Annotated in this window: 19 protein-coding genes and 1 pseudogene; 14 read left to right on the top strand and 6 right to left on the bottom strand. The window is 40.0% G+C overall.

Going from position 1 to position 24,135, the window contains the following annotated elements:
• Positions 1–119 precede the first annotated feature (119 nt).
• From NOS7524_RS26415 to petE, 8 genes are all read left to right on the top strand, one after another.
• Positions 120–1,715: a hypothetical protein gene (locus tag NOS7524_RS26415; RefSeq protein WP_015141545.1), complete on the top strand. Its 1,596-nt coding sequence runs from the start codon at positions 120–122 to the stop codon at positions 1,713–1,715.
• Between the two features lie 135 nt (positions 1,716–1,850).
• Positions 1,851–2,465: a hypothetical protein gene (locus tag NOS7524_RS26410; protein ID WP_015141544.1), complete on the top strand. Its 615-nt coding sequence runs from the start codon at positions 1,851–1,853 to the stop codon at positions 2,463–2,465.
• A gap of 870 nt (positions 2,466–3,335) precedes the next feature.
• The gene (locus NOS7524_RS26405) at positions 3,336–5,669 is read left to right on the top strand and encodes a TonB-dependent hemoglobin/transferrin/lactoferrin family receptor (protein ID WP_015141543.1); all 2,334 of its coding nucleotides are present in this window, start codon (positions 3,336–3,338) and stop codon (positions 5,667–5,669) included.
• 28 nt (positions 5,670–5,697) lie between these two features.
• The gene (locus tag NOS7524_RS26400; RefSeq protein ID WP_015141542.1) at positions 5,698–6,594 is read left to right on the top strand and encodes an ABC transporter substrate-binding protein; all 897 of its coding nucleotides are present in this window, start codon (positions 5,698–5,700) and stop codon (positions 6,592–6,594) included.
• 30 nt (positions 6,595–6,624) lie between these two features.
• Entirely contained in the window at positions 6,625–7,455 is an 831-nt protein-coding gene (locus NOS7524_RS26395; RefSeq protein WP_015141541.1) for a carbohydrate ABC transporter permease, read from the top strand.
• A 472-nt stretch (positions 7,456–7,927) separates the two neighbouring features.
• Complete coding sequence (gene psbV / locus NOS7524_RS26385) at positions 7,928–8,419, top strand: photosystem II cytochrome c-550 (RefSeq protein ID WP_015141539.1); 492 nt, start codon at positions 7,928–7,930, stop codon at positions 8,417–8,419.
• A 138-nt stretch (positions 8,420–8,557) separates the two neighbouring features.
• A complete protein-coding gene (locus NOS7524_RS30300; protein ID WP_171815399.1) occupies positions 8,558–8,719 on the top strand; it encodes a hypothetical protein in 162 nt (53 codons plus the stop codon).
• A gap of 128 nt (positions 8,720–8,847) precedes the next feature.
• A complete protein-coding gene (gene petE / locus NOS7524_RS26380; protein WP_015141538.1) occupies positions 8,848–9,267 on the top strand; it encodes a plastocyanin in 420 nt (139 codons plus the stop codon).
• Positions 9,268–9,395: 128 nt separating this feature from the next.
• Here the strand turns inward: petE and NOS7524_RS26375 are convergent, their stop codons facing one another.
• Both NOS7524_RS26375 and NOS7524_RS26370 read right to left on the bottom strand, forming a co-directional pair.
• Positions 9,396–9,743, bottom strand: coding sequence for a hypothetical protein (locus NOS7524_RS26375; RefSeq protein ID WP_015141537.1), 348 nt, complete (start codon positions 9,741–9,743; stop codon positions 9,396–9,398).
• Positions 9,744–9,820: 77 nt separating this feature from the next.
• Entirely contained in the window at positions 9,821–11,299 is a 1,479-nt protein-coding gene (locus NOS7524_RS26370) for a CIA30 family protein (protein WP_015141536.1), read from the bottom strand.
• A 145-nt stretch (positions 11,300–11,444) separates the two neighbouring features.
• On the opposite strand from NOS7524_RS26370, the pseudogene NOS7524_RS26365 reads away from it, so the two are divergent.
• The 4 genes and pseudogenes from NOS7524_RS26365 (at position 11,445) to NOS7524_RS26350 (ending at position 15,968) form a co-directional block, all read left to right on the top strand.
• Positions 11,445–12,733: pseudogene (locus NOS7524_RS26365) on the top strand (RNA-guided endonuclease InsQ/TnpB family protein).
• Positions 12,734–12,800: 67 nt separating this feature from the next.
• The gene (locus NOS7524_RS26360) at positions 12,801–13,289 is read left to right on the top strand and encodes a HugZ family pyridoxamine 5'-phosphate oxidase (RefSeq protein WP_015141534.1); all 489 of its coding nucleotides are present in this window, start codon (positions 12,801–12,803) and stop codon (positions 13,287–13,289) included.
• Between the two features lie 95 nt (positions 13,290–13,384).
• A complete protein-coding gene (locus tag NOS7524_RS26355; protein ID WP_015141533.1) occupies positions 13,385–14,269 on the top strand; it encodes an alpha/beta fold hydrolase in 885 nt (294 codons plus the stop codon).
• Positions 14,270–14,687: 418 nt separating this feature from the next.
• Positions 14,688–15,968 carry a nucleotidyltransferase domain-containing protein gene (locus tag NOS7524_RS26350; protein ID WP_015141532.1) on the top strand — a complete coding sequence of 427 codons (1,281 nt, stop codon included), beginning with the start codon at positions 14,688–14,690 and terminating at the stop codon, positions 15,966–15,968.
• A gap of 40 nt (positions 15,969–16,008) precedes the next feature.
• Here NOS7524_RS26350 and glgB read toward each other — a convergent pair whose 3' ends face one another.
• From glgB to NOS7524_RS26335, 3 genes are all read right to left on the bottom strand, one after another.
• The gene (glgB, locus tag NOS7524_RS26345; RefSeq protein ID WP_015141531.1) at positions 16,009–18,303 is read right to left on the bottom strand and encodes a 1,4-alpha-glucan branching enzyme; all 2,295 of its coding nucleotides are present in this window, start codon (positions 18,301–18,303) and stop codon (positions 16,009–16,011) included.
• Between the two features lie 252 nt (positions 18,304–18,555).
• A complete protein-coding gene (locus tag NOS7524_RS26340) occupies positions 18,556–18,870 on the bottom strand; it encodes a hypothetical protein (protein ID WP_041555456.1) in 315 nt (104 codons plus the stop codon).
• A 578-nt stretch (positions 18,871–19,448) separates the two neighbouring features.
• On the bottom strand, positions 19,449–19,628 hold the full coding sequence (locus tag NOS7524_RS26335; RefSeq protein ID WP_015141529.1) for a hypothetical protein: 180 nt from the start codon (positions 19,626–19,628) through the stop codon (positions 19,449–19,451).
• Positions 19,629–20,189: 561 nt separating this feature from the next.
• Here NOS7524_RS26335 and NOS7524_RS26330 point away from each other — a divergent pair.
• Together NOS7524_RS26330 and NOS7524_RS26325 are read left to right on the top strand one after the other, a co-directional pair.
• Positions 20,190–20,876, top strand: coding sequence for a hypothetical protein (locus NOS7524_RS26330; RefSeq protein WP_015141528.1), 687 nt, complete (start codon positions 20,190–20,192; stop codon positions 20,874–20,876).
• A 92-nt stretch (positions 20,877–20,968) separates the two neighbouring features.
• Positions 20,969–22,837, top strand: a complete 1,869-nt coding sequence (locus NOS7524_RS26325; RefSeq protein WP_015141527.1) for a peptidoglycan D,D-transpeptidase FtsI family protein — start codon at positions 20,969–20,971, stop codon at positions 22,835–22,837.
• 114 nt (positions 22,838–22,951) lie between these two features.
• Here NOS7524_RS26325 and NOS7524_RS26320 read toward each other — a convergent pair whose 3' ends face one another.
• Positions 22,952–24,061 carry a glutamate-cysteine ligase family protein gene (locus NOS7524_RS26320; RefSeq protein ID WP_015141526.1) on the bottom strand — a complete coding sequence of 370 codons (1,110 nt, stop codon included), beginning with the start codon at positions 24,059–24,061 and terminating at the stop codon, positions 22,952–22,954.
• Positions 24,062–24,135: the final 74 nt, after the last annotated feature.

Below are 24,135 nucleotides of genomic sequence, written 5' to 3'. Positions count from 1 at the left end.
TCAAATATCTTATTTCATTCGCACGGGCGGAAGTAACCTGTGCGCCCATGATGAGATTTTGCAAAATTACCAGTCTTTTATAGCTAATAAAACCTCTCCATTAGACGAGGAATAATTAAGTGCTAACAATTACATTGCGCCGTTTATTTTTGCCTGGAGACATAGAAGGATTTGTGGCGCTAGCTTTAGAAAACTTTGTCAAATTGATCCTAATTGTTACTCTGTGTCAAGAAGTATTGGGTTTTAGTCCTAACCTGATTTACGGACGTATTTTGCCAGGAATTGCACTTAGTGTATGTGTAGGCAACTGCTTTTATGCTTGGCTCGCTCACCATGAAGGCAAACAGCAGTCAAGACTTGACATGACAGCGTTACCCTATGGTGTTAATACCATCACTGTCTTACCATATATTTTTCTGATCATGCTGCCAGTACGCACAGCAGCAATTGCTCAAGGTGCTTCCCCTGAAGCAGCTGGGGAATTAGCTTGGCAGGCTGGTATAGTTGCTTGTTTGGGTTCTGGAGTTATCAAGCTTGCACTTTTGTGGGTGGTAAATTTTCTCCAGCGATACATTCCCTTAGCAGCTCATCTGTCAACTTTAGGAGGAATTGCCCTGACATTTATCGCTATGGGCTTTTTCTTACGAACCTTTACCTATCCAATTGTGAGTTTTGTTCCTTTGGGTATCATCTTGTTGGCTTACTTTGGCAGAGTTAAGTTTGCTATTCCAGCCGGTTTATTGGCGATTCTACTGGGAACCGTATTAGCTTGGGGAACAGGTTTAATGCACTGGGATAACGTCAACTTAAAGCAAGCTTTACAACCAATTGGCATTTACACCCCAGGAATTTGGTTAGGACAATTATGGCAGGGAAAGGGCTTTTTATGGGAATACCTCGGTGTTATCGTTCCTCTGGGGATTTCTGAATTTATTTGTGCTTTTCAGAATTTAGAAACGGCAGAAGCAGTTGGAGACTCCTATCCTCGAAAATCTGCTCTGATGGCACAAGGAGTGTTTACACTGCTCGCTGCTGTTTCTGGCTCTTGTTTTCCGACAATTATTTATTCAGGTCATCAAGCATGGAAAGCAATGGAGTCTGGATGGAGCTATTCCATACTGACTGGAGTTTTTACTTCTATCCTTGCCTTAAGCGGTACAGTTTCATTAGTTGCTTATTTTGTGCCAATTGAAGCAGGAATGGCAATTTTTATTGCTATTGCCGTTTGTATTGTCACGCAAGCCTTTACTGCCTCACCTTTGCGTCATATTCCTGCGGTCGTAGTGGGTTTATTAGTATCAATTGCTGCTTGGGGTGCGCTTGTGGCTAAGGCTGCTTTAAGAGTCGGAGATATGGGTACAGCAGAACGTCCCTTCACTTCTGCTGTAATTGAGCAGTTTCAACTCAAAAGTTTGTTTATGGATGGAGCATTTGCTCTAGAACAGGGCTATATTCTCACCACTATTGTTCTCGCATCCATCATGGTCTACATCATTGAACGGGAATTTCAGAAAGCAGCTATTTGGGCAATACTGGCATCTCTATTTTCCTGGTTAGGAGGTATGCACAGTTATCGCTGGACTGAAGCCGACACGGTGGGGGTGTTTCACTGGGGAGCAGGTGGTGAATGGGCAGTAGGTTATTGCTTATTTGCAATTCTTTTATTCTACGTTCACAGGCAAAGTAAAACTGATATTGCAGATAAGCAAACTTAAGATTGCTTGTCTACTTTCATAGTCTGAATATCTATAATCTTTCTGGATTTTTTATCACTCTAAATCTATTTTTAACGCGATTATTTTACTGAACAATTCATTTTTATCCCTGGTTTTTAGTAAAAATATAAGAATATGAGCTTTTTTGATAATTCTGTACCGCCACTTCGTCGCAAGCGGATTAATTTACCAATCGATAAATCTTCTCAATGTTTTTATTTCCAATGGCGAATAGGCAATTATCAACTATATTCAAATCTATATACTCAAATAGATTTAGCTTTGATAGTTTGGGCATTACTTATATTTCCCATGTTTATCACAGCCCAGTTTTTATCAATTAACTGGATAACACAAACAATTTTATGGTCATTAATCAGTTTTACTGGACTATTAGCAATGGTGGCATTGTCCAATTATTGGCTATATAAAAAAGGCTTGATATGGTTACTTTATTGTTGGATAATTCTCATGTTATGTGGGCTTATTTGTACTAATTATGCTATCTTCTTCGGCTGGGGTGAACTATTAGTTCAAATTTGTAACTTATGGCTAGGTTTAAGTGCTATTGGTTATTTATTTACTGGCATAGGAGTACATTCTCGCGCTTTAATTTTTATCGGGTTACTTCATATATTAGCAACCTTGCTTTTGCCTTACTTTAGCAGTTGGCAGTTTTTATTTACTGGTATTGTCATGTCTTTTTCTTTGTTATTGTTAGCAGAATTTCAGTGGGATATGCAAAATTAAATGGCTGTTTGGTAACAATATTTTACCAAATACGTAGCTTCTTAAGCCAGGAAGTAATACCATTTCACGAAAAATATGATACAGATGTAAACCCTGAAAGCTTTGCTGCATCTAAGTTTTTTAATTGCGTACAGCCTACGGTATAGCTGCGCTTAGAGCAGGGTGGGAGCATCGTTGTGAATTGGTATTACACCCTCCAAAGCCAATAGTCTTGTTACTTGACATCCTCTAATTAGTTCCTTTGCCCTAATTTGAGAAATTAATGATATATTTTTTCAATAAAGTAGTTGACAAAAAGTTGCATTAGTATTCTAATGATTTACAGATAACTACTGAGATAAAAAAGATGAAGTGACAAAAGTCAGCTTTTCTACTTAAAGTCCTGGGGGCGTAGGCGGAGTATATTCACAGACATCCATTACTGTTGGTAACTTTGCTTTTATCTGGGAATAATGAGAGTTTAGCTAACTGAAGTAGCCATAGTGGCGTAGCTTTAGGAACATCCTACTACCTGTGTAATGGGCTGGTCAATCCATACCTATTAGGAATCTCCACAGATGTAGGTTGATTAATTATGGCCATTTTTAGTTTTGAGTTATTGCAAATGTGAGTACATTTAGCATCTTAACTTATGAAAATTATTAATAATATTTTTTGATTATGATGAAATTCTTAAATACAAAAATATCTGGATTGAAGAGCAAACAACTTAATCTACTTTTCTCCTTACCTAAACTGTATTGCCTGACACCTTGTAAAGCCAAGAGTTTAGTGACGTAAAGCCTGTAATTAAAACACTCCTACTCATAATTTGATTATTTGCTGGTTATTGTTGCCACATTAACCTTGATTTTCCAGTGCCATAAAATCATGAAAACCAATTTACTTTTTTTCAACATCCTATTAATTACTTTTGGTAATCTCTCGGCTGCATCAGCAGAAATTGCCCAATTGCATGAAATTAGTTTGCCAAATCGTAACGCTGAATTACTCAAAGAAAAGCAAGAGGAAATACAGGAGGAATGTCCCCCTGAAGATAACCAAGTAGAAGCTAATAATCAAGACTTGCCAGAAGCCTGTCAACAGAAAGATGAAACAACTAGCAGTGAAGCAGATATTGAAATTACTGTCACAGGAACTCGTACACCTAGAGCATTACAAGATTCTGCTGGGACAATTACCGTCATTGATGATGAAGATATTCAAAATCTTTTTATCCGCGATATCAAAGATTTAATTCGTTACGAACCCGGCGTATCTGTACGCAATCGCCCCACCCGTGGAGGTAATTCTAGTATTAATATTCGCGGCATTGAAGGTAATCGTGTATTAATCCAAGTAGACAATGTTCGTGTACCTGATCTTTACTTTACTACTAGCCGTGATTTAGTCGATTTTGAATCTCTGAGAACAGTAGAAATTATCCGTGGCCCTGCTTCTACTCTTTACGGTAGTGATGCCATTGGCGGCGTTGTTTCTTTCATTACCAAAGATCCAGAAGATTATTTAAGTATTTTTAATCGTCCTTTCTATGTAAGTGGCAAAGTCAGCCATAACACTTCTGATTATGGGTTAGCTGGAACTATAACTCTTGCTGGGGGAGATGAAAATTTATCAGGGTTATTACAATATACTCGCCGTGATCAAAATGAACTTCAGAACTATGGCGGAATTGCACCTAATCCTCAAGATATAGGGAGTAATAACTTCTTTAGTAAAGTTGTTTTTCGTCCAAATGATAATAATACTTTTAGGCTGACTGGTGAATTACTTGATCGCAACACTGATACTGATGTTAGAAGTTCTGCGGGGTTTAATCCTTTTACAAGATTAACAACAGTTAGTCAATTTGCAGAAGATGATGTGCGACGAGGGAGAATTAGTTTCAGTCATGACTATGCTAATCCTAATAGTTCATTATTCCAAAACTTAAGATGGCAGCTTTATTACCAAGATGCAGACACGACAGAGCAAGTAGAAACACGTTTTATTAACAATGCTAGACAAAACATTCGTCGGGTACAGAAAAATGAGTTTTCTCAACAAATTATTGGGGGAGATGTTCAGTTAGAAAGTAATTTCAAAACGGGGAATGTTAATCATCGTCTTACCTACGGTTTTGATTTATTTAATACTGCCACTACTCGTCCCCGTGATGCCACAGAGTTTAATGAAACTACTGGCGCAGTGACAAAAAATGTCATAGGCGAACTCTTCCCTAATAAAACATTCCCCGATACCAACACATTAAGGGGTGGAGTTTATGTACAGAATGAAATTGAATTTGCTGATGGCAGAATTACTTTAATCCCAGGAATTCGTTATGACTATTATCAGTTAAGTCCTAACAGAGACGATGATTTTAATAGAATCAACACTCAAAATTATGAAGTAAAAGGTTTTTCTGATTCGGCTATTTCACCACGCTTGGGTATAGTTGCCAAAGTGACACCAGAAGTTTCATTATTTGCTCAATATGCCCGTGGTTTTCGTAGCCCTCCCTACGATGATGCCACACTGGCTTTTACCAATTTTGCTTTTGGTTACACAGTATTACCTAATGCTAATTTGAAACCAGAAACCAGTGATAGCTATGAAGTAGGTATCCGAGGTAATTTTCCTCAAGGTAAATTTAGTCTCACAGGATTTTATAACCGCTACGACAATTTTATTGATTCTGTACAAGTTGGAGTATTACGCATAGGTGGTAGACCATTTCAACAATTTCAAAGTCAAAATATTAGGGGTGCAAGAATTTACGGGATTGAAGCTAAAGGTGAATATCGCTTCAGTAACACTTCCGACGGTGTGAGTTTATTTGGTGGTTTTGCTTATGCTGTAGGTGATAACAAAGAAACAAATCAACCTCTGGATTCGATAGATCCTTTCAAAGCAGTTTTAGGACTTCGCTATCGTTCTCCGGGTGATATTTGGGGAGCAGAATTAGCAACTACTGTTGTAGCAGATAAAGACAGAGTTAGTAATAGTAATTTCTTTAAACCTAAAGCTTACAATGTTGTAGATTTACTGGGTTACTACAACTTTAATCGCAATACAACTTTAAACCTGGGGATTTTCAACTTATTCAATGAACGGTATATTGAATGGTCTGATGTCCGGGGTGTTAATGCAGGCGATCGCTTCCTTGATTTATATACACAACCTGGTATTAACTTTGCTGCTAGTCTCACAGTTCGTTTTTAATCTTGTTCATTTTCCCAATAGTTTTAATATGTATCAACGCTGGATATCTTGCTTATTATTTTTGGCTTTAGGCGCTTGTAATTCTACACCTACTCCTCAAGCACAAGTCTTACCCACAATCCAAAATAAGAGTGTGACATCACCACAAACATCTGTTAAAAAAGTAGTGGCACTATCTACTATTGCTGCTGATATTATCTACCAATTGGATCAAACTAAATTGGTAGGTATGACTGGTAGTAGTTTATTTCAAAAAGATTCCAGATTCAAAGATATTCCTCGTGTTAGTGAAAATCAAACCCCACCTAATTTAGAAAAAATTATCGCACTCAAACCCGATTTAGCCATCATCCCAGAGGGCTTTTTTACCCAAGAAACCCAGAGATTAAAAGAATTAGGTATTACCGTCTATACTTATAAACTTGATAGCTGGCAGGCGCTAGAAAAGCTGACACAAGACTTAGCTCAATATATTAATGCTGACCCCCAGCCTTTAATCAACCGCTATCAAAGTTTTATTAGTAATATCCCTCAACAGAATGTATCAACTTTAGCATTAGTCAGTTCTCAACCAATTTTATCCCCTAACAAAAATAGTTGGGCAGGCGATTTACTGACTCAATTTAAAGTACAAAATGTCACTGCGGATTTACAAGGCAAAAGTCAATTTCGTGGTTATATCACCCTGTCACCAGAGAAAGTTTTAGAAGTTAATCCCGAAGTTGTACTGGTAGTTAATCCGCCGCAACAACAATCAACATCAGTCTTAGATGATTGGAAAAAACAATCTTTCTGGCAGAAATTAGCAGCAACTCAAAATAACCGCGTTTATGTACTTGATTATTACGGATTTATCAATGCTGGTAGCATTGATGCCATTGAAAAAAGCTGCAAAAAGTTACAGCAAGCTTTATCTGGAGGATAATTGAAATGGTCGCACTATTTTACATTCCTCATGCTGCGTCATTTCTCTGGAACTAAGTTGCTGCTGTATGTTGTGTTGACTATCTATGCAGTCATTACCTTAATTCCTTTTCTATGGGCGTTGTCTGCATCATTTAAGCCTCTTTCAGAGATTATCAGTGGTGAACCTAATTTTTTTCCACAAAATTTTACCCTTGATAACTACAAACAAATCTTCTTACAAGAACCCCTATTTTTACGTTGGCTATTCAATAGTGTGTTCATTGCTATCAGCGTCACGGGGTTAAACTTGCTGTTTAATTCAATGGCTGGTTACGCCTTAGCTAGACTGCGCTTTGTGGGCAGAAATTTCTGGTTTTTCCTCATTTTGGCTGTGCTAGCAGTACCAGCACAAATTACACTGATTCCCACATTTTTGATTTTAAAAGCCATTGGCTGGCTGAATTCTTATCAGGGCATGATTATACCTAGTATGGTCAACGCCACGTTTATATTTATGATGCGGCAGTTTTTCGTTAACTTTCCCAAAGAATTAGAAGAAGCCGCCCAACTAGATGGCTTAAATACCTTTGGTATTTTTAGGTATATTATTTTACCTTTAGCTAAACCAGCATTAGCAGCACAAGCAGTGTTTGTGTTTATGGGTAGTTGGAATAATTTTCTATTACCTATTGTCATATTATTTGATCCAGAAATGTTTACCCTCCCCTTGGGCTTAAACAGCTTCAAAGGCCAGTACATCAGCTACTGGAACTACATCATGGCCGCTTCAATGGTATTTACCTTACCAGCCTTATGTATTTACGCCTTTTTCAACCGCTACTTCATCAAAAGCGCCACCTTCACTGGTGGGAAGGGGTAGTTAATAGTCGATAGTCATTAGTTTTTCTCCTCTGCTCCTCTGCTCCCCCTGCTTCCCCTGCCTCCCCTGATCCCCCATTCCCAATTTTGAGCAACAAATTGCACTCCTAACGTGATATTGGTATTACAGCGACTCAATCTCTATCTGTCAGTTAACAAACATTATGGGTTGTGTAAACCTAGCGATCGCAGAGATATCAGTAGACTACAGTGTGACTGTAGTCACGGTTTCGTCTGTGCTAATCCAACTTCTAACTTCTCACAGACAGCAAGCAATCTGTTTAGCGTTAGAGGATGCAAAGGCAATAATTTACCGAATATTGTCTACAACACCCCCAAAAATAACTAGGTATAAAATCACCAGAGACAAATTTTGGGTTTTAGCTGATGGCAAAAAATAATTAACTAGCAATATAGAGATTGAGTATCACTTTCTTAGCTGTGTTGAGCGTCAAAATCTTTAAGGGGAAACAATGTTTAGAAGACTTATTGGCGTTGTTGTAGTTACTGTTTTACTGACGTTTCAGTTAGTTGTCGGTAGCGCAACAGCTGTGGAACTGGACGAAGCTACCCGAACAGTGCAACTAAACGATCAGGGTGATACCGTCACACTTAGTTTAAAACAAGTGAAAGAAGGCAAACGTTTATTCCAATACGCTTGCGCTCAATGTCATGTTGGTGGTGTAACTAAGACCAACCAAAACGTAGGACTTGAACCAGAAGCCCTAGCGTTAGCAACACCCAAGCGTGACAACGTTGAAGGTTTGGTGGATTATATGAAGAATCCCACCACCTACGACGGAGAAGAAGAGATTTCCGAATTACACCCCAGCACCAAGAGTGCAGATATTTTCACCGAAATGCGTAATTTGACCGACGATGACCTCAAAGCGATCGCTGGTCATATTCTGCTTCAGCCAAAAATTCTTGGCGACAAGTGGGGTGGCGGCAAAATCTACTACTAAACACAACTGTTGATTGAGTGCTGAGTCCTGTAAGTTTGTTCTGAATGCTGGAGACAGGGAAATTGATTGAGGATTTATGCCTCAGTTTCAATTCTCATTCCTCACCATGCGGAACTCAGAATACAGGACTCAGAATTTTTGTCAATACATACAGGGAGTAGGGAGGAGCCACTACGTTGGGGAGACAGTGCCGTGGGCGGGTTTCCCGACTTAAGGCAACTGTCGTCGGCTATGCCGACTTGTAGCAAGTGGCGTTGGGGAGTAGAAGATAATAACTATTACGTAGTGGTTGCTATTTGACAGTTTTTTTGCTATGAATTTTTGGCGATCGCTTAAAAAAAAATTATCTACGACAGATTGTCATATTTGGCGTTAATTTTATTTAAAATGGGAGAGGGAAAATAAAAGTTATTGATTAGGAGTACACCATGAAATTAATTGCTGCTAGCTGGCGACGCTTGAGTTTGGCTGTATTGTCACTTGTTTTAGTTGTAAGCAGCTTCGCCATTTTTGCGCCCAGTGCTGCGGCTGAAACTTACACAATAAAACTGGGTACTGATAAGGGAATGCTGGCATTTGAACCTGCAAAGTTGACAATTAAACCAGGCGATACTATCGAATGGTTAAACAACAAAGTACCTCCCCACAACGTTGTGTTTGATGCTGCTCTTAACCCAGCTAAAAGTGGCGATTTAGCTAAGTCTCTATCTCACAAAAACTTGATGATGAGTCCTGGTCAAAAAGAAACAACCACCTTCGCCGCAGATACTCCTGCTGGTGAATATACCTTCTACTGCGAACCCCATCGTGGTGCAGGCATGGTTGGTAAAATTATTGTTGAAGGCTAGACCAGATTATCTACCCAAATTTGTAGCTCAATTAGTCAAGAGTCACAGCACACACAGTTAATAGATAGAAAGTGGTGATTGGTCTATTTCCGTAGCAAGTGATAGGAATGGACTTGTCACCACAAATTTTATTTTTTAGGTGACTCCAGCCGATCAACTCGCTCCTCTAATTGATTAACTTGTTGCTTTAATTCTACTACTAATGTTGCTAGCCTATCAAACATTCGCTCTCTTTCTGACTGTGATACAGTTCTTCTAGAGCCTGATGGTACTGTAATTGATGTTCTGGAAGATGGAAGTTGGCGGTTTTGATTGATTTGCGATTCTATTTGATTTAATCGTGACTGTATACGATTGAAATCTGCTTGTAAATTATTGAGACGAGATTCAATTTGCTGTGATGAAGCAGGGCTTGATAATAGACCCAGCCAAATCACAATTACCAGAGTTCCAGCAAATAATAATCTACGAAACATTGAATTAACTCCTTGGGGGAGATGGGGTTTAAGTTTTTGATTACCTCATCTCCCCTACTTGTGTCATGCTGCATTATTTACAGGTCGGGTTTTAAATTAGAAAACAATTGTGGCCAATCAATAAATTGAACAATATTTTCCCCTGACTTTACTTCAAATGTAACATTACAAGCCTGTGGTTGTTGCAGCGATCGCACACACAATTGTGCTACATCTTCCCGGCTAATTTTGCCTTTAATGTTGTCACCTTGCTCGAATATCAGTGCTTTACCTCCAACTTCCTCCGTTAAAGCACAAGGTCTAATAATTGTATAAGGAATCCCACTGGCTCTTAAACTATCTTCACCTTTGAGTTTCCAAGTTAAAATTCCCCCCAATTGGTCATTTAACCTGACGGCTGGTGGTTCATCCTCCAAATTAATTCCTGGTCTACCAGGACGGGTTACACCTGCGGAACTGACTAGAATAAACTGTGGTGTATTGCTACCACCATAGGCTTTAATTGATGCCAACTGTAAAGCAAAATTACCAGGGGAGAAATTGGGATTTAACGCGCCATCATACTCAAATTTACTCAACATCAATTGCAAAGAATTGATTTTACTTGTATCAATTGGTGGCGCATTCGATACAGATTTAGCTCTAAATACAGGAATCAAATCTGTAAAGGGAATACGCACATTAATCCAAGTGTCAGCAACAGTATCAAAAGAATAGCTGTAGCCTAAACTATCCCATTGAGTATCCGTCCTCAGAAATATTTTATAACGCTGACCATCACCTTTGATGCGTAATTCTACACCTTCATAGCCTGATAAATTAAAAGGTGGATCAAAGTTTTTAGTTCTGACAGATGCAAATCCTCCAGAGTTAGCAGTGGAGACATTACCAGTAAACAAAGCGGTATTTTCTACTAATAAAATATTACTGGCACTCACACCACCCATCACCACATCATCCAGCGCACCCCAAATATTTTTTAACTCTATTGAGGGATTGGTAAAATCAAATATGAGTTTTTCATTGGCAGATGGTAAGTATTTTGCTGCCGCTTCGACTAAATTTTTTACGCCTTGATATTCCACTGTTTCAGGAGTATCACCAACAATTTCTGGCTGATAAAATTTCACCCCTTGATAATATTTAGCTCTATCTGCTGTGTCTCCCTCTACTGGCTGGACACGTACTGCTGTACAACAAATTACAGCTTGAATATTAGCCATCACTACAGGCGTTAAGGTTTCTGGCTTAGTGATATCAGCCAATACTAAGTCAACATCATGACCAAGAATTGACCTAGCTTTATCAATATCTCGTACCAATGCGCGAACTTTTACACCTGTTTCTAAAAGTCTTTTGACTACACGTTTACCAACCCCACCAGTTGCACCTGCTACTAAGACTACACCCACGCTTTTCCCTCCATCGGGTCGATAATCTTGCGGACGACCTTGGATTAACTGCTGTACCCAGTTAAGCAAAGGAATAACTTCAAAATATGTCAAGGTTTCCAGAAACCTACCTAAGTCCCATTGAGAACGATTTTTATCTGTCACAATTGCGTCCTCATCATCAACATCGTCTTGCTACATCATAACGAAATGTAACAGTTATCAGAAATTTGGGTTGAAAACCCCGTCCTTCCAGGACGGCTTTATACTCTTTGCATTAGTATAAATAAGTGATTAATTGGTCGATACTATGATTGTTTACGAGTTCAAGCTCAAGGGAAAAGATAAGCAATATCAGGCAATAGATGAAGCAATTCGTACTAGCCAATTCATTCAAAATAAGTGCTTGCGCTACTGGATGGATCACAAAGATTCAAAAGTAGATAAGTACGCCTTGAATAAATACTGTGCTGTGCTAGCTGCTGAGTTTCCCTTTGCTGATGAACTCAACTCGATGGCTAGACAGTCTGCCGCAGAACGTTCTTGGAGTGCGATCGCTCGATTTTACGACAACTGTAAAAAGAAAATCAAAGGTAAAAAGGGTTTCCCGAAGTTTAAGAAAAATTGCCGTTCAGTTGAATACAAATCAACTGGGTGGAAGCTTTCAGAAACAAGAAAAGCCATAACTTTCTCTGACAAGAAAGGAATTGGAACTCTGAAATTAAAGGGAACCTATGACCTGAATTACTATGACATCAAGCAAATCAAGCGTGTCCGATTAGTACGCCGTGCTGATGGTTACTACGCTCAATTTGCAGTTGATGTTGATGTCAGAGTAGACACTCAACCCACCAACCAATTAGTTGGTATTGATTTAGGGTTGAAGTATTTCATTGCTGATAACAAAGGTAATGTAGAACCGATACCCCAGTTCTACCGCAAGTCAGAAAAGCAGTTAAAACGAGCTGCTCGCAAGAAATCCAAAAAGTTCAGTCGGGATAGAAAGAAAGCCAAGCAAAGACAATCAAACAATTACCACAAAGCTAGAAATAGATATGCCCGTAAGCATTTAAAAGTAAGTAGGCAGCGAAAAGAGTATTGCAAGAGATTAGCATACTCCGTCATCCAATCTAACGACTTGGTAGCTTACGAAGATTTAAATGTTAAGGGTTTGGTACGTAATCGACATCTAGCTAAATCCATCTCTGATGCTGGTTGGTACACTTTTCGCCTGTGGTTGGAATATTTTGCTCATAAATATGGGAAGGTAACTGTTGCTGTTCCTCCCCATAACACCAGTCAAAATTGTTCTAACTGTGGTGAAAAAGTCAAGAAATCTCTGTCTACAAGGACTCATGTTTGTCCACATTGCGGATATACGGAAGACAGAGACATCAACGCAGCAATCAACATTTTGAGGTTAGGACTCAGTACGGTAGGGCATACCGGAACTTACGCTACAGGAGATTTGCCCTCTTGGGCGATTGGTGAGGCAGCGCGGTCTTGGGGGTCTCCCCCATGAGCGACTGCCGAACCCGTAAGGGTGCGAACCTGTCGTCTAACGGCGAGTCGGTGAATGTAGAATCCCCGCCCTTATAGGGCGGTGGAGTGTCAATTACGGTGGTTGTAATTTTGAATTTTTAATTGATGAGGCAGAGATTCACTTATGAGCCAAGTTGAAAAAGCTCAGGCTGAGTACGAAGGTTTTTGTCAGGAGTTTGAAAGCGTCATTATTAGCACTGTCAATGAACAGGGAATTCCCAATGCTAGTTATACGCCGTTTGTGATGGACGATTCTAAGAATATCTATATTTACGTTAGTGGGCTTTCAACTCATACCAAAAATATTTATGCTAATCCTCATGTATGTGTATTATTTATTGAGGATGAAGCCAAGACTAATCAAATTTTTGCGCGTCGGCGGTTGAGTTTTGATTGTACAGCTAGTTTAATAGAGCGGGAAACGGAAACTTGGCAGCAAATTGTGGAGCAATTTCGCTCACGTTTTGGCGAGATTATTGAAGTGTTACAAGGTTTAGCTGATTTTCGGATTTTCCAATTAACTCCTAGTGAGGGTCGGTTTGTCATTGGTTTTGGAGCAGCTTACCATATCAGTGGCGATCGCCTCAATCAATTAACTCAAGTTAGAGGATAATTGATTTCTTCGGAATTTTGAATTTTGACTTTAGCATAACCGCTTCTTCTCCATACCCTGTAACCTGTCACCTGTCACCTATTCCCTACCTAACTATGCTTCAGTTTCAACCTCCTGGTTTTGGGCATAAAGTTATCAACACATCTTTGGGGAAAATCGTCTACTATACCCAAACGGCTGCACCTTGGTTAGATAATCACACTGAAGAGTTACCCCCGTTACTGTTTTTACACAATTTTGGCGGTGGGGCTTCTGCTTATGAATGGTCGAAAGTCTATCCAGCTTTTGCACCTACACACCGGATATTAGCCCCAGATTTAATTGGTTGGGGCGAATCGGCTCATCCAGTTAGAGATTACCAGATTAAAGATTATCTTATAGCGATCGCAGAATTTATCAGCCAAACTTGTCACCAACCAGTCACAGTGGTAGCTTCTTCACTGACGGCTGCTTTGGCTATTCGCTTGGCAATTCAGCAACCTGAGTTATTTCAAAGTTTGTATTTGGTATGTCCTTCTGGGTTTGATGACTTTGGCCAAGGTGCAGGACGCAGACTTCCACTAGCAATAATTAATACACCCCTATTAGACAATTTAATTTATGCCCTGGGGGCAGAAAATGAAATGGCAGTGAGAAATTTTCTGCAAAGTTTTCTCTTTACCAAACCAGAACGCGTCACACCAGAGATGGTGCAAGCTTATTTAACTTCTGCACAACAACCTAATGCTAAATTTGCTGCTTTAGCATTTTTACGTGGCGACCTGTATTTTGACTTAAGCTTGTATATTCAGCAACTAACAATTCCTACAGTATTTTTTTGGGGCGAACAGGCGCAGTTTACTACCATCCAATTAGGAAGACGCTTGGCTAATTTAAATATAAGTGCAATTCGAGCATTTCACGCGATCGCTGATGCCGGAGTATTACCCCATTTAGAAACACCTGAAATATTTATCGGATTGTTGCGGCGTTATATCTAAACCAAGTTTAGACCATTGAGAATTTTAAAATCATAAATGCTGTTCAAATTGCATCTACTGTTTGGTAGATAATTCAGCATAGATGGTAAATTATAATTTTATACTTAACAAAAGTAATTTTACCGACGTAAATTTTATCAAACTTTTACATAAGAGCCTATTCCTTAATGAAATAATTGTTTTTGTTAATCACTTTTTGCAAAACATTTAATTCCAACCTATTTGAAGAGACTTATACAAGACAGTCACTCACAGGTAAAACCCACAAGCAAACATGAAAAAGTCTTTTCCCTAAACCTAATCCCCACTTCCGATTTTCAAATCACACAACAAGAACATAAATATCTTTCTCTGTTCTCTGTCACCTGTTCCCTATTACCTATGCTTGATTAACAGAGCTAGTCAGTTCTCAAAAATAATGATTACATTACCTCAAATATCTGCGACAGCACCAAATCTGATCACAAACAAAGAAGCAGAATTACTCATCTGCTGTGCTAAAACCAAAATTAGTCCAGAAACAGCATCAAAAATTGAGCGGCTGCTACAGGAAGAAATAGACTGGAATTATCTGTTCAAAATCGCCGTCTGGCATAAAGTACAACCGCTACTGTACATGAGTTTGAAAAACACTTGTCCAGACAAAGTTTCTCCCAGTATTCTGGCTTATTTACAAACTAATTGCCAAAAAATTACCCTGAACAATCTCTTACTTTCTCACAGACTCATCAACATACTCAAATTATTAGCAGCCAATAATATTCGCGCCATATCCTTCAAAGGGCCAATATTGGCAAGTTCAGCTTACGGTAATTTATCCCTACGGAGATTTGGCGACCTAGACATTCTAGTTCAAAAGCAAGATATCCCCAAAGTCATAGAACTATTGAAATCTCAAAAATACCAACTAGAGGAATACTTAACCGAAACGCGAGATGAACTGCAAGAAGTATTTTGCGAATACACCTTGGTTAGTGATGACGGTATAGTATATATAGACCTGCACTGGGAATTGACACCAACTTACTTTCCTTATAAGCCAAAATTTGATCAGTTGTGGGAACGTCTTCAGCCCATATCTCTTGCTGGTGCTAATGTCCTGCAACTATCCCTAGAGGATTCAATTTTGTACCTCTGCGTACATGGTTGTAAAGACTTATGGGAAAGATTATCTTGGATTTGCGATCTTGCGGAATTAATCACAGCGCATCCTGAAATCCAATGGTCAAAACTATGGGAAGAGGCTAAGAAACAAAACTGTGAACGAATGCTGTTATTAGGATTATTTTTAGCCCAGGATATCCAGGGAATTAATCTACCAGAAGCAGTTAATCAAAGAATTCAAGCATCTTCAATTATTCCCAAACTAGCAGCAGAAGTAAAACAAAGATTATTTAGTCAAATTGATGCACCTTTAGATGTCTTTGAAAGGTCTTTTTGGTCTTGGCGTTTAGCTTTTCATTTCAGAGTTATAGAAAGCCTTAAATATAAAGTGCTACTATGTCTATTTGTGTGCCAATTTGCGTTAACTCCCAAAGATAAGGATTATGTGGCTTTGCCGTTACCAAATTGGCTTTCTGGTCTTTATTATCTGATTCGTCCCGTCAGATTAGTGATTAAATTTGGTATCAACCCATTACAAAGGGGAATAGAATGGTGTGTTGCGACTTTTAGCGATCGCAAGTCACTTGAGCGTTAAGCAGCAACATTTCAGGGTGGGCAATGCCCACCCTGAAAAATTAAGATTTTAGCGCCTCAGCTGTTTTTTCCCGATCTAGTTTGAGCATTAACACACCCAAAGGTGGTAAACATAAATCCAGGGAATAGGAACGATTGTGCATTGACCAATCATCTGTCCACTTACCGCCTAAGTTACCCATGTTGCTACCGCCATACTGACGCGCATCACTATTGAATAACTCAGTATAAAATCCTTTTTCTGGTACACCGATGCGGTAATGAGAGTGTGGTTGTGGAGTAAAGTTACAAACCACCACGATAAAGTTCTCAGAATCTTTGTCACGGCGGATGAAGGATGCTACACTGTGGCGATTATCGCTACAATCAATCCACTCAAACCCCTCTCTGGCAAAGTCTAGGGTGTACAAAGCTGGTTCTGCACGGTAGAGATGGTTCAATTCTTGGAAGAACTGTTTCAATTGTTGGTGTGGTTCATACTGTAACAAATCCCACTCCAAATCAGCCCAGACATTCCATTCACTCCACTGGCCAAATTCCATGCTCATAAACATGGTTTTCTTACCTGGGTGGGCGAACATATAGGCAAACAAACAACGGACATTAGCTAACTTCTGCCATCTGTCTCCCGGCATTTTGCCAATGATATTGCTCTTACCATGCACGACTTCATCGTGAGACAGAGCCAGCATGAAGTTCTCGCTGTGGTGATACCACATACTAAAGGTGATATTGTTCTGGTGGAATTGGCGGAACCACGGGTCCATGCTGAAGTAATCCAGCATATCGTGCATCCAACCCATGTTCCATTTCAGGTTAAAGCCTAAACCTCCAGTGTAGGTAGGCCAAGAAACCATCGGCCAAGCAGTGGATTCTTCCGCAATGGAAACAACACCAGGGAAGTAGCTGAAAAGTAGATGATTGACCTGACGTAGAAAATCGGCTGCTTCTAAGTTTTCTCTACCGCCGTACTCGTTGGGTAGCCACTCTCCTGGTTTACGGCAATAGTCAAGATAAAGCATAGAAGCGACGGCATCAACACGAATACCGTCAATATGGTATCTATCAAACCAGAACAGCGCATTTGCTACTAAAAAGTTGCGGACTTCATTGCGGCTATAGTTAAACACCAGAGTTCCCCACTCTTTATGTTCACCTTTGCGGGGATCTGCGTGTTCATATAGGTGAGTACCATCAAAGAAAGCTAAACCATGTCCATCTTTCGGGAAGTGACCGGGAACCCAATCAACTATCACCCCAATACCGTTTTGATGACATTGGTCCACAAAATACATAAAGTCTTCTGGACTACCAAAACGGGAAGTAGGCGCATAGTATCCTGTTACTTGATAACCCCAAGAGCCATCAAAAGGATGCTCGGCAATGGGTAACAATTCTATATGGGTATATCCCAAATCCTTAACGTAGGGAATTAATCGCTCGGCTAGTTCCCGATAAGTCAGGAAGCGTGCGCCTGGATTGAGTTCCGCCGCAATAATTACAGGCGCAGTTTCACCATTAGGTAGTTTAGCGGGTTCTGCACTAGAAGCGTGTAACCAAGAACCTAAGTGAACTTCGTAAACTGATATGGGATTGGTTAGAGGATCAGTGTGACGACGCTTTTCTAGCCAATCTTCATCACTCCACTGATATGAATTTAAGTCTGTAACAATAGATGCGGTTTTCGGGCGAGGTTCCTGTTGGAAACCATAGGGGTCAGTTTTTTCGTAAATATGTCCATCAAAATTTTTGATTTCATATTTGTAATGCACACCTACCCCCAGTTCAGGAATGAATAATTCCCAAACCCCTGTAGGCCCTTTACGCATCTGGTGTTTCCGTCCATCCCATTGGTTGAAATCTCCTAGTACGGAAACATTGCGAGCATTAGGGGCCCAAACGGCAAAGTAAACGCCTTGAATACCGTCTACTTCTGTGAGGTGTGCGCCTAGTTTTTCATAAATACGATGATGATTACCTTCACCAAATAAATGCAAGTCGAAATCTGTTAAACGCGGAGAACGAAAAGCGTAAGGATCATAAGTGACGCGCTCATGTTCCCCTTCCTTAATCCGTAGTTGGTAATTGGAGAGTTCCGAAGTTTCAATAGTACATTCAAAAAAATGGGGATGATGTACTGCTTGCATGGGGTATTCTTGGCGTTGTTCCGGCAGAACTACCCACGCAGCACTAGCATTTGGTAAGTAAGCTCGCACTGCCCAAACGCTTTTACCGTTCTGTTCTATGGGATGGGAACCGAGTATTTCAAAAGGATCATGATGCTGATTCCAAACGATGCGATTAACCTGTTCAGGGGCGATCGTGGTCATGGACATTAAGCTACCTACGTAGAATAAACTGATTGACTAAATTCGGTTTTGTATATATATATTCTTTACATTTATTTGCAATTTTGTCGCCACCGTTATCGTATCTCAGAATGGGACATTGGGATTGGGAATTGGGATTTGGGGATTGGGCAGTGGAGGAGATGTAGCTTTAGCTTCTCTGACGATGGCGTAAGCCTACCCGCAAGCTAGCAAAACTCATGACTATTGCCTATTGCCTATTCCCTATTGCCTAATTTCTTACAAATCTAAAAATGGAAAAAACTGAAGTAAAGCTTTGCGTAACCGTAACAGAAAGACGGTTTGGCGTAAATTGTTACTGAGTTTTGGCGGTGGACTAACTTGTAACTGTTCTTGCAGTTGGGCGTATTCGGCGGGAGTCAGGGGCTTGCCATCTAAAGGCGATCGCGCATCTATAATCATTTCTGTTCGCAAGATTTCTTCTGGGATATCCTCTTGTGGTGTAGTAGCCATGACTACTATGCCTAAATTGCTACTACACCACACCAAAATACTCATGCTAAGGCTCAAAACAGAAAACCTGATCCATTTCATTTGGTATATTCTTAGACTCCGCACTGAATAATTAATCAACCTCTGCCCTGTACTGATGTGTTTCTAGATATTCTCTATATTCTCTGGTTTTCCTGGAGTTAGCGATCGCTTTTAAATATCTGGCATATTCACTTTTAAGATATGCCTACCAAGATGGACATTCTGAATCTGTTATTTAATTTGCTTATATTATGATGCTAAACAAATTTAATAAACTTAGCTAAACTACGTCAGTATCTATAATCACCACTGGTGTAGTTGAGAAAAAATATAATTTTCGAGCAATTCACATATAGTGCGACACTAAATCAACAAACTTACCACAAGTGTCATTGACAATTTACCAAAAATTCAAATTGAAGATTGATGATTTTTTGAGCTTGCTATTTGGACACTTGGATCAGGGTGTAAACACCATCACCAGTGTCCTTTAACTACTGCTTTACCAAATATACATTTCTGAGGAAGTTTCCAGTTTATATTCAGCCACACTCAACCCAGGAGGTAACTGCAATCTTTACCTGTTACTCATGACCTCAGACAATGACAAACCTTTCTTGGCAAGAATTATTAACTATCTAGGGAGAGGCAGGAGTAGCAGCAGGGGTAGTAGTGTCGGCAGGGGTAGCGCCAGTGTCAGTTGGCTCACCTGTAGCTGCTGGAGTAGTGGTAGTGGTGGGATCAGTAGCACCTCCACAGGCTCCCAGTAACGCAGCCATACTTAGCATGAAAGCTAAACCAAAGATTTTTGTTTTCATAACTCCTCTTTCACCAATTGTGGCAATAAAAAAAATTCGCCTGTTGAATACGATAACCTATTTGTTGCTGATTTTTAAAACCACTGCGAATTACATATTTAAAAACAATACTTGGGGTTAAGTTTAAGGGGTTGAGTCTTATGTCAGAGGTTGATGAGTGTATCTGAGTTGAAGATTAATTGAACTGGATGATTATTAAGGACTTAAAAGAAAAAACTATAGTTTGGACACAAGGAGTATTTGGCAACCTCTAACCCTTGCCCAGTACCAAACATAGACATATTCTACAGACTCTTGTCCTTTGCCAGTTGTAGTTGCCATACTTAAAGTGCAATCACAGCGTTATTTGTATTTGTGATCTAGGAAACTCCAAAAATTAAATTACTCAATGCCTGTATGCCATACGACTATCAGATTTTTTCTTCTCCTGCTACCTCTGCTACCCCTACTCCCTCAAGCAATTGATTATTTTTTGATTTGGAAGTTCCCTAGAGGGTGATTCTCACCTTAGCAAAAACAAATAATCAGTCTAAAATACAATATTTCCTATCTCAAAAAGTTATGGCTGCTGTTCGCAAATCAGATATTTCTAAGACTGGTACTGGGTTTCGGGACGCTTCTACCCCATCGATAAGGAGTAGGAAGCGGCGAGGAACACACCTCAGATCAGGAGTGCGAAATCCTGGGTTAGGATCTACTCCAACCTTATCAGTACCCACTCAAAAACAACGGCATTCCTCGAAAAATTTATCGCTGCCCATAATGACAAGAATACAAAATCGGGAAAAAACAGCAGTTCCCAACTACAGAAGTCAGTCAAGCCCACCACTCAGAAGTTCAAAATCCGAGTTTGTCAATGTGCCTGTAGTGCCTACTTCCAAAGCTATGCCTTTGTGGTTAATGCGACTGTACACCTTACATCGTCATTCTTCGCTGGTGGCATTTTTATTGGTGGCAGCCAGTTTAGCTGTATATGGTTTGACAGTGTATACTCAAGAGCTTTGGGGTCAAGGATATCGCAGATTACAAAACCTCCAACGTTATGAACGGCAAATTACTACAACCAATGCCACACTAACTAATAAAATGGCCGAGGAAGCAGAACTGCCAGCAACGGGATTAGTATCGCCGACTCCCTCAAACACTATTTTCTTGTCTCCATCTCCCCCTAATTCTGATGTCCTGTCTCCTAGTCCAGAAACAGAGTCACCAGTACAGTCGTCAACTTCCTCGCCACTGGGATATTAAAGTTAGTAAGCAATGACAAGTAAATATTTATCAGGTACATGATGTGACATTTCGCCCAACCATAAAACTGATAGCTGATACTGAGCAGGGCAATGCAAAAATCATCAAATAGATTAAAGTTTAAACAATTTCGTAACCCAGAATTTGCTAGACGGCAAAGGTTTTCTAGAAGAAGTTCTACAAAGACGATTACCCCTAATACCCAAGAGCAAATACCAAATCCTAAATCCCGATTGTTCACTGTTTGGGGCATATTAATGGCTTCTGGACTAGGTTTGGCAATCAATCTGTATAATTTACAAATTGTCCAAGGGCCAAAGCTCACAGAGAGAGCCAGAAACCAACAAATGGTGAATTTGCGCCCATATATGCCTCGGCGCTTGATTGTCGATCGCCAGGAAAATGTATTAGCTATTGATCGCCCTGTATATACTGTATATGCCCATCCGAAGCTGTTTGACAAAAGTCATGAAGAAATGGCCGAACAGCTAGCTGTGATGCTAGATAAAACTCCGGCTGATTTAGTCAAAATTTTTCAAAGCCGCAAAAGTGGAATTACATTAGCTTCTACCTTGCCGGAAGAAATTGCCGATCGCATGAGGGCATTACGTTTAAACGGCTTGGAGTTTATTTCTAAATACTCCCGCTATTACCCACAGAATGATTTGGTAGCAGATATTGTCGGGTATGTCAATGTTGATCGTCGTGGTCAAGCTGGTTTGGAATACAGTCAGGAGAAGTGGCTGGAACGTTCTGCCAAATCAGTCCGCTTAAGTCGGGCTGGGAATGGGGCATTGCTGCCCGATTATGCTCCTGAAGGTTTTTTAAACTCAGATGATCTGCGAATGCAGTTAACTATCGATAGCCGCCTCCAAAGGGCTGCCCGTACTGCACTTAAAGACCAGTTAGAAAATTTTAAAGCCAAACGGGGCGCGGTGATTGTCATGGATGCCTCAGATGGAGCTATCTTGGCTCTAGCTTCTCAGCCTACCTATAACCCCAATGAATTCACTAAGGCAGACATTTCATTATTTAAAAACTGGACAGTAACGGATCTTTATGAGCCGGGATCAACATTTAAACCGTTGAATGTGGCGATCGCTCTGGAAAATGGCGTACTCAAACCAGATGATGTATTTAACGATACCGGAGCAATTCGAGTCAATAACTTCACCATCAGGAATGCTACTCGCAACGGTAACGGGCGGATCAATGTTGCCCAAGTTCTGCAAACTTCTAGCAACATTGCGATGGTACAGATGCTCCAAAGGTTGAAGCCTGCAATTTATTACAACTGGCTAGAACGTTTGGGGTTAGGACAACCAGTTGACACAGATTTACCCTTCGTAGCGAGTAGTCGGCTCAAAAGTCAAGAAGTATTTATCAGATCAGCCATTGAACCTGCCACCGCTTCCTTTGGACAAGGTTTTTCTCTCACACCCTTACAACTGGTACAAATGCAAGGAGCTTTAGCTAATGGCGGTAAACTCGTGACACCTCATGTTGTCCGGGGGCTAGTTGATACCAAGGGGCAAATGCACTATAGACCTCCTTACCCAGCACCACGCCAAATTTTTTCAGCGACTACAGCCCAAACAGTTGTAGAAATGATGGAAACAGTAGTCAACGAAGGTACTGGCAAGGTTGCCAAAATTCCTGGATACCGCATTGCAGGTAAAACGGGTACAGCCCAAAAAGCTAGTCCTAATGGTGGCTATATTCCCGGTGCGAGAATTACTAGCTTTGTCGGTATTTTACCCGTAGAATCTCCCCGCTACGTAGTTTTGGCAGTGGTAGATGAACCAAAAGGCGCAAATGCCTATGGTTCTACCGTCGCCGCGCCTATTGTTAAGTCTGTGATGGAAGCATTAATTCCCATAGAAAAAATTCCACCCAGTCGGGAGATAGATCAACAATCTGCTGAAAATGGTAGTCGAGCAAATCAGCCAGCTAGGGATTAAAGGCAGTTATTAGTCATTAGTCATTAGTTTTTCTCCTCTGCTTCCCTAGTCTCCAGGAATTATTTAATTTTGACTTTTGACTTTTGACTTTTGATTTAATTTGTCCCCAGTCCCCTACAACAGACTGCGATATGTTTGCTTCAGTGTCTCTTCGATAGAGCCTATACGCTGAAAAATTTCTATTAATTCTTGAGATTTGGTTTGACGTTGTTCTAACATCAATTTTAATGGTGCTAACAATTTCACATCTGGATCATCTCCCAATGCAACTTCTGCTGCTTGCAAAATTTCTGTAGTATTCCTGAAAATATCTTCGTTACTAAAGCCAAATTTTGCTGACAGTTGGTGCAACCCTGCGTCGGGTATAGTGGCTCTACCTGACAAAGATTCATCTAACACTAGACCTTTTAATAATGCCAATAATGCCGCATAGATAGAAAAATCATCACAACTATCAAAAGCTTTAAATTCAATGCGACCTACCTCGGCTGGTAGACGGGCAATTTTTGTTAGTGATGGCACACTCTTAATTAGTTGTTCTGCTTCTGGAACAAATACTAAAGCTGCTGGCCTTTTGCCAGTTCTGATAAATGTTCTCACTGATAATCCTTCCCAAAGTGTGCCGTTATAAAAAGGGGAACTATAACTAAAAGGCACAATATAAGGGCTGTAATAAGTCAACTTTTGTCCAATATCAATTACCTGTTCAATGGGTAAATCTGGTACTGAAATATTTAAATCTGGTCCGTATGTCACCATGTAAATATTTGCAGTTTGTTCATCAGGATAAGCCTGTAGCTGCTTAATTTCATATTCATTTAATGGGGGTTGGGGTTCAAAAACTGTTTTGTAGGGATGAAAGCTGGTTAAAACTGGTGATAAACCAAAATCAGTAGCAACCTCAGTCAATAAACGAAAGCTATCTGATAATTCAGCAATCGCACTTTGAATATGAGAGTGGATGGTTGTTCTAATTTCTATACCCTTGGAAAGACAATCAATTACTTTGTCAGAATCAGCAAATCTTTCAAACCCCTCAATGTACCATCTCTTTTTTCTAATCCCTGCATCACCAACACGTAGTTGTAGATGATCGTCAGGGTAGATGGGTAGTCTATCAACAATTTGGGCAAAATCTGCAAATTTTGTACAAGCAAAATCTGCAAACTTGCCTTCTTTGTTCAAAAAAGCTACTTCATGCTCAATCCCAAATAAGAAAACCATACGGCTTAATAGTAATTATTCTTGATAAGAATACCAAAAAATCATCCAGCAAGATAGTCTTATGGCGTATTTTC

This window comes from Nostoc sp. PCC 7524, from assembly GCF_000316645.1.
Lineage (GTDB): Bacteria > Cyanobacteriota > Cyanobacteriia > Cyanobacteriales > Nostocaceae > Trichormus.
This window is presented reverse-complemented; position numbering and strand designations above follow the sequence as displayed.

What these genes read in the sequence shown, in the direction of transcription:
- NOS7524_RS26400 (WP_015141542.1), top strand. Translation starts at nt 5,698, where the DNA reads ATGTATCAACGCTGGATATCTTGCTTATTATTTTTGGCTTTAGGCGCT.
- NOS7524_RS26360 (WP_015141534.1), top strand. Translation starts at nt 12,801, where the DNA reads ATGAGCCAAGTTGAAAAAGCTCAGGCTGAGTACGAAGGTTTTTGTCAG.
- NOS7524_RS26320 (WP_015141526.1), bottom strand. Translation starts at nt 24,061, where the DNA reads ATGGTTTTCTTATTTGGGATTGAGCATGAAGTAGCTTTTTTGAACAAA.
- NOS7524_RS26355 (WP_015141533.1), top strand. Translation starts at nt 13,385, where the DNA reads ATGCTTCAGTTTCAACCTCCTGGTTTTGGGCATAAAGTTATCAACACA.
- NOS7524_RS26325 (WP_015141527.1), top strand. Translation starts at nt 20,969, where the DNA reads ATGCAAAAATCATCAAATAGATTAAAGTTTAAACAATTTCGTAACCCA.
- NOS7524_RS26375 (WP_015141537.1), bottom strand. Translation starts at nt 9,743, where the DNA reads ATGTTTCGTAGATTATTATTTGCTGGAACTCTGGTAATTGTGATTTGG.
- NOS7524_RS26335 (WP_015141529.1), bottom strand. Translation starts at nt 19,628, where the DNA reads ATGAAAACAAAAATCTTTGGTTTAGCTTTCATGCTAAGTATGGCTGCG.
- NOS7524_RS26405 (WP_015141543.1), top strand. Translation starts at nt 3,336, where the DNA reads ATGAAAACCAATTTACTTTTTTTCAACATCCTATTAATTACTTTTGGT.
- NOS7524_RS26330 (WP_015141528.1), top strand. Translation starts at nt 20,190, where the DNA reads ATGGCTGCTGTTCGCAAATCAGATATTTCTAAGACTGGTACTGGGTTT.
- NOS7524_RS26340 (WP_041555456.1), bottom strand. Translation starts at nt 18,870, where the DNA reads ATGAAATGGATCAGGTTTTCTGTTTTGAGCCTTAGCATGAGTATTTTG.
- psbV (WP_015141539.1), top strand. Translation starts at nt 7,928, where the DNA reads ATGTTTAGAAGACTTATTGGCGTTGTTGTAGTTACTGTTTTACTGACG.
- NOS7524_RS26410 (WP_015141544.1), top strand. Translation starts at nt 1,851, where the DNA reads ATGAGCTTTTTTGATAATTCTGTACCGCCACTTCGTCGCAAGCGGATT.
- glgB (WP_015141531.1), bottom strand. Translation starts at nt 18,303, where the DNA reads ATGTCCATGACCACGATCGCCCCTGAACAGGTTAATCGCATCGTTTGG.
- NOS7524_RS26395 (WP_015141541.1), top strand. Translation starts at nt 6,625, where the DNA reads ATGCTGCGTCATTTCTCTGGAACTAAGTTGCTGCTGTATGTTGTGTTG.
- petE (WP_015141538.1), top strand. Translation starts at nt 8,848, where the DNA reads ATGAAATTAATTGCTGCTAGCTGGCGACGCTTGAGTTTGGCTGTATTG.
- NOS7524_RS26350 (WP_015141532.1), top strand. Translation starts at nt 14,688, where the DNA reads ATGATTACATTACCTCAAATATCTGCGACAGCACCAAATCTGATCACA.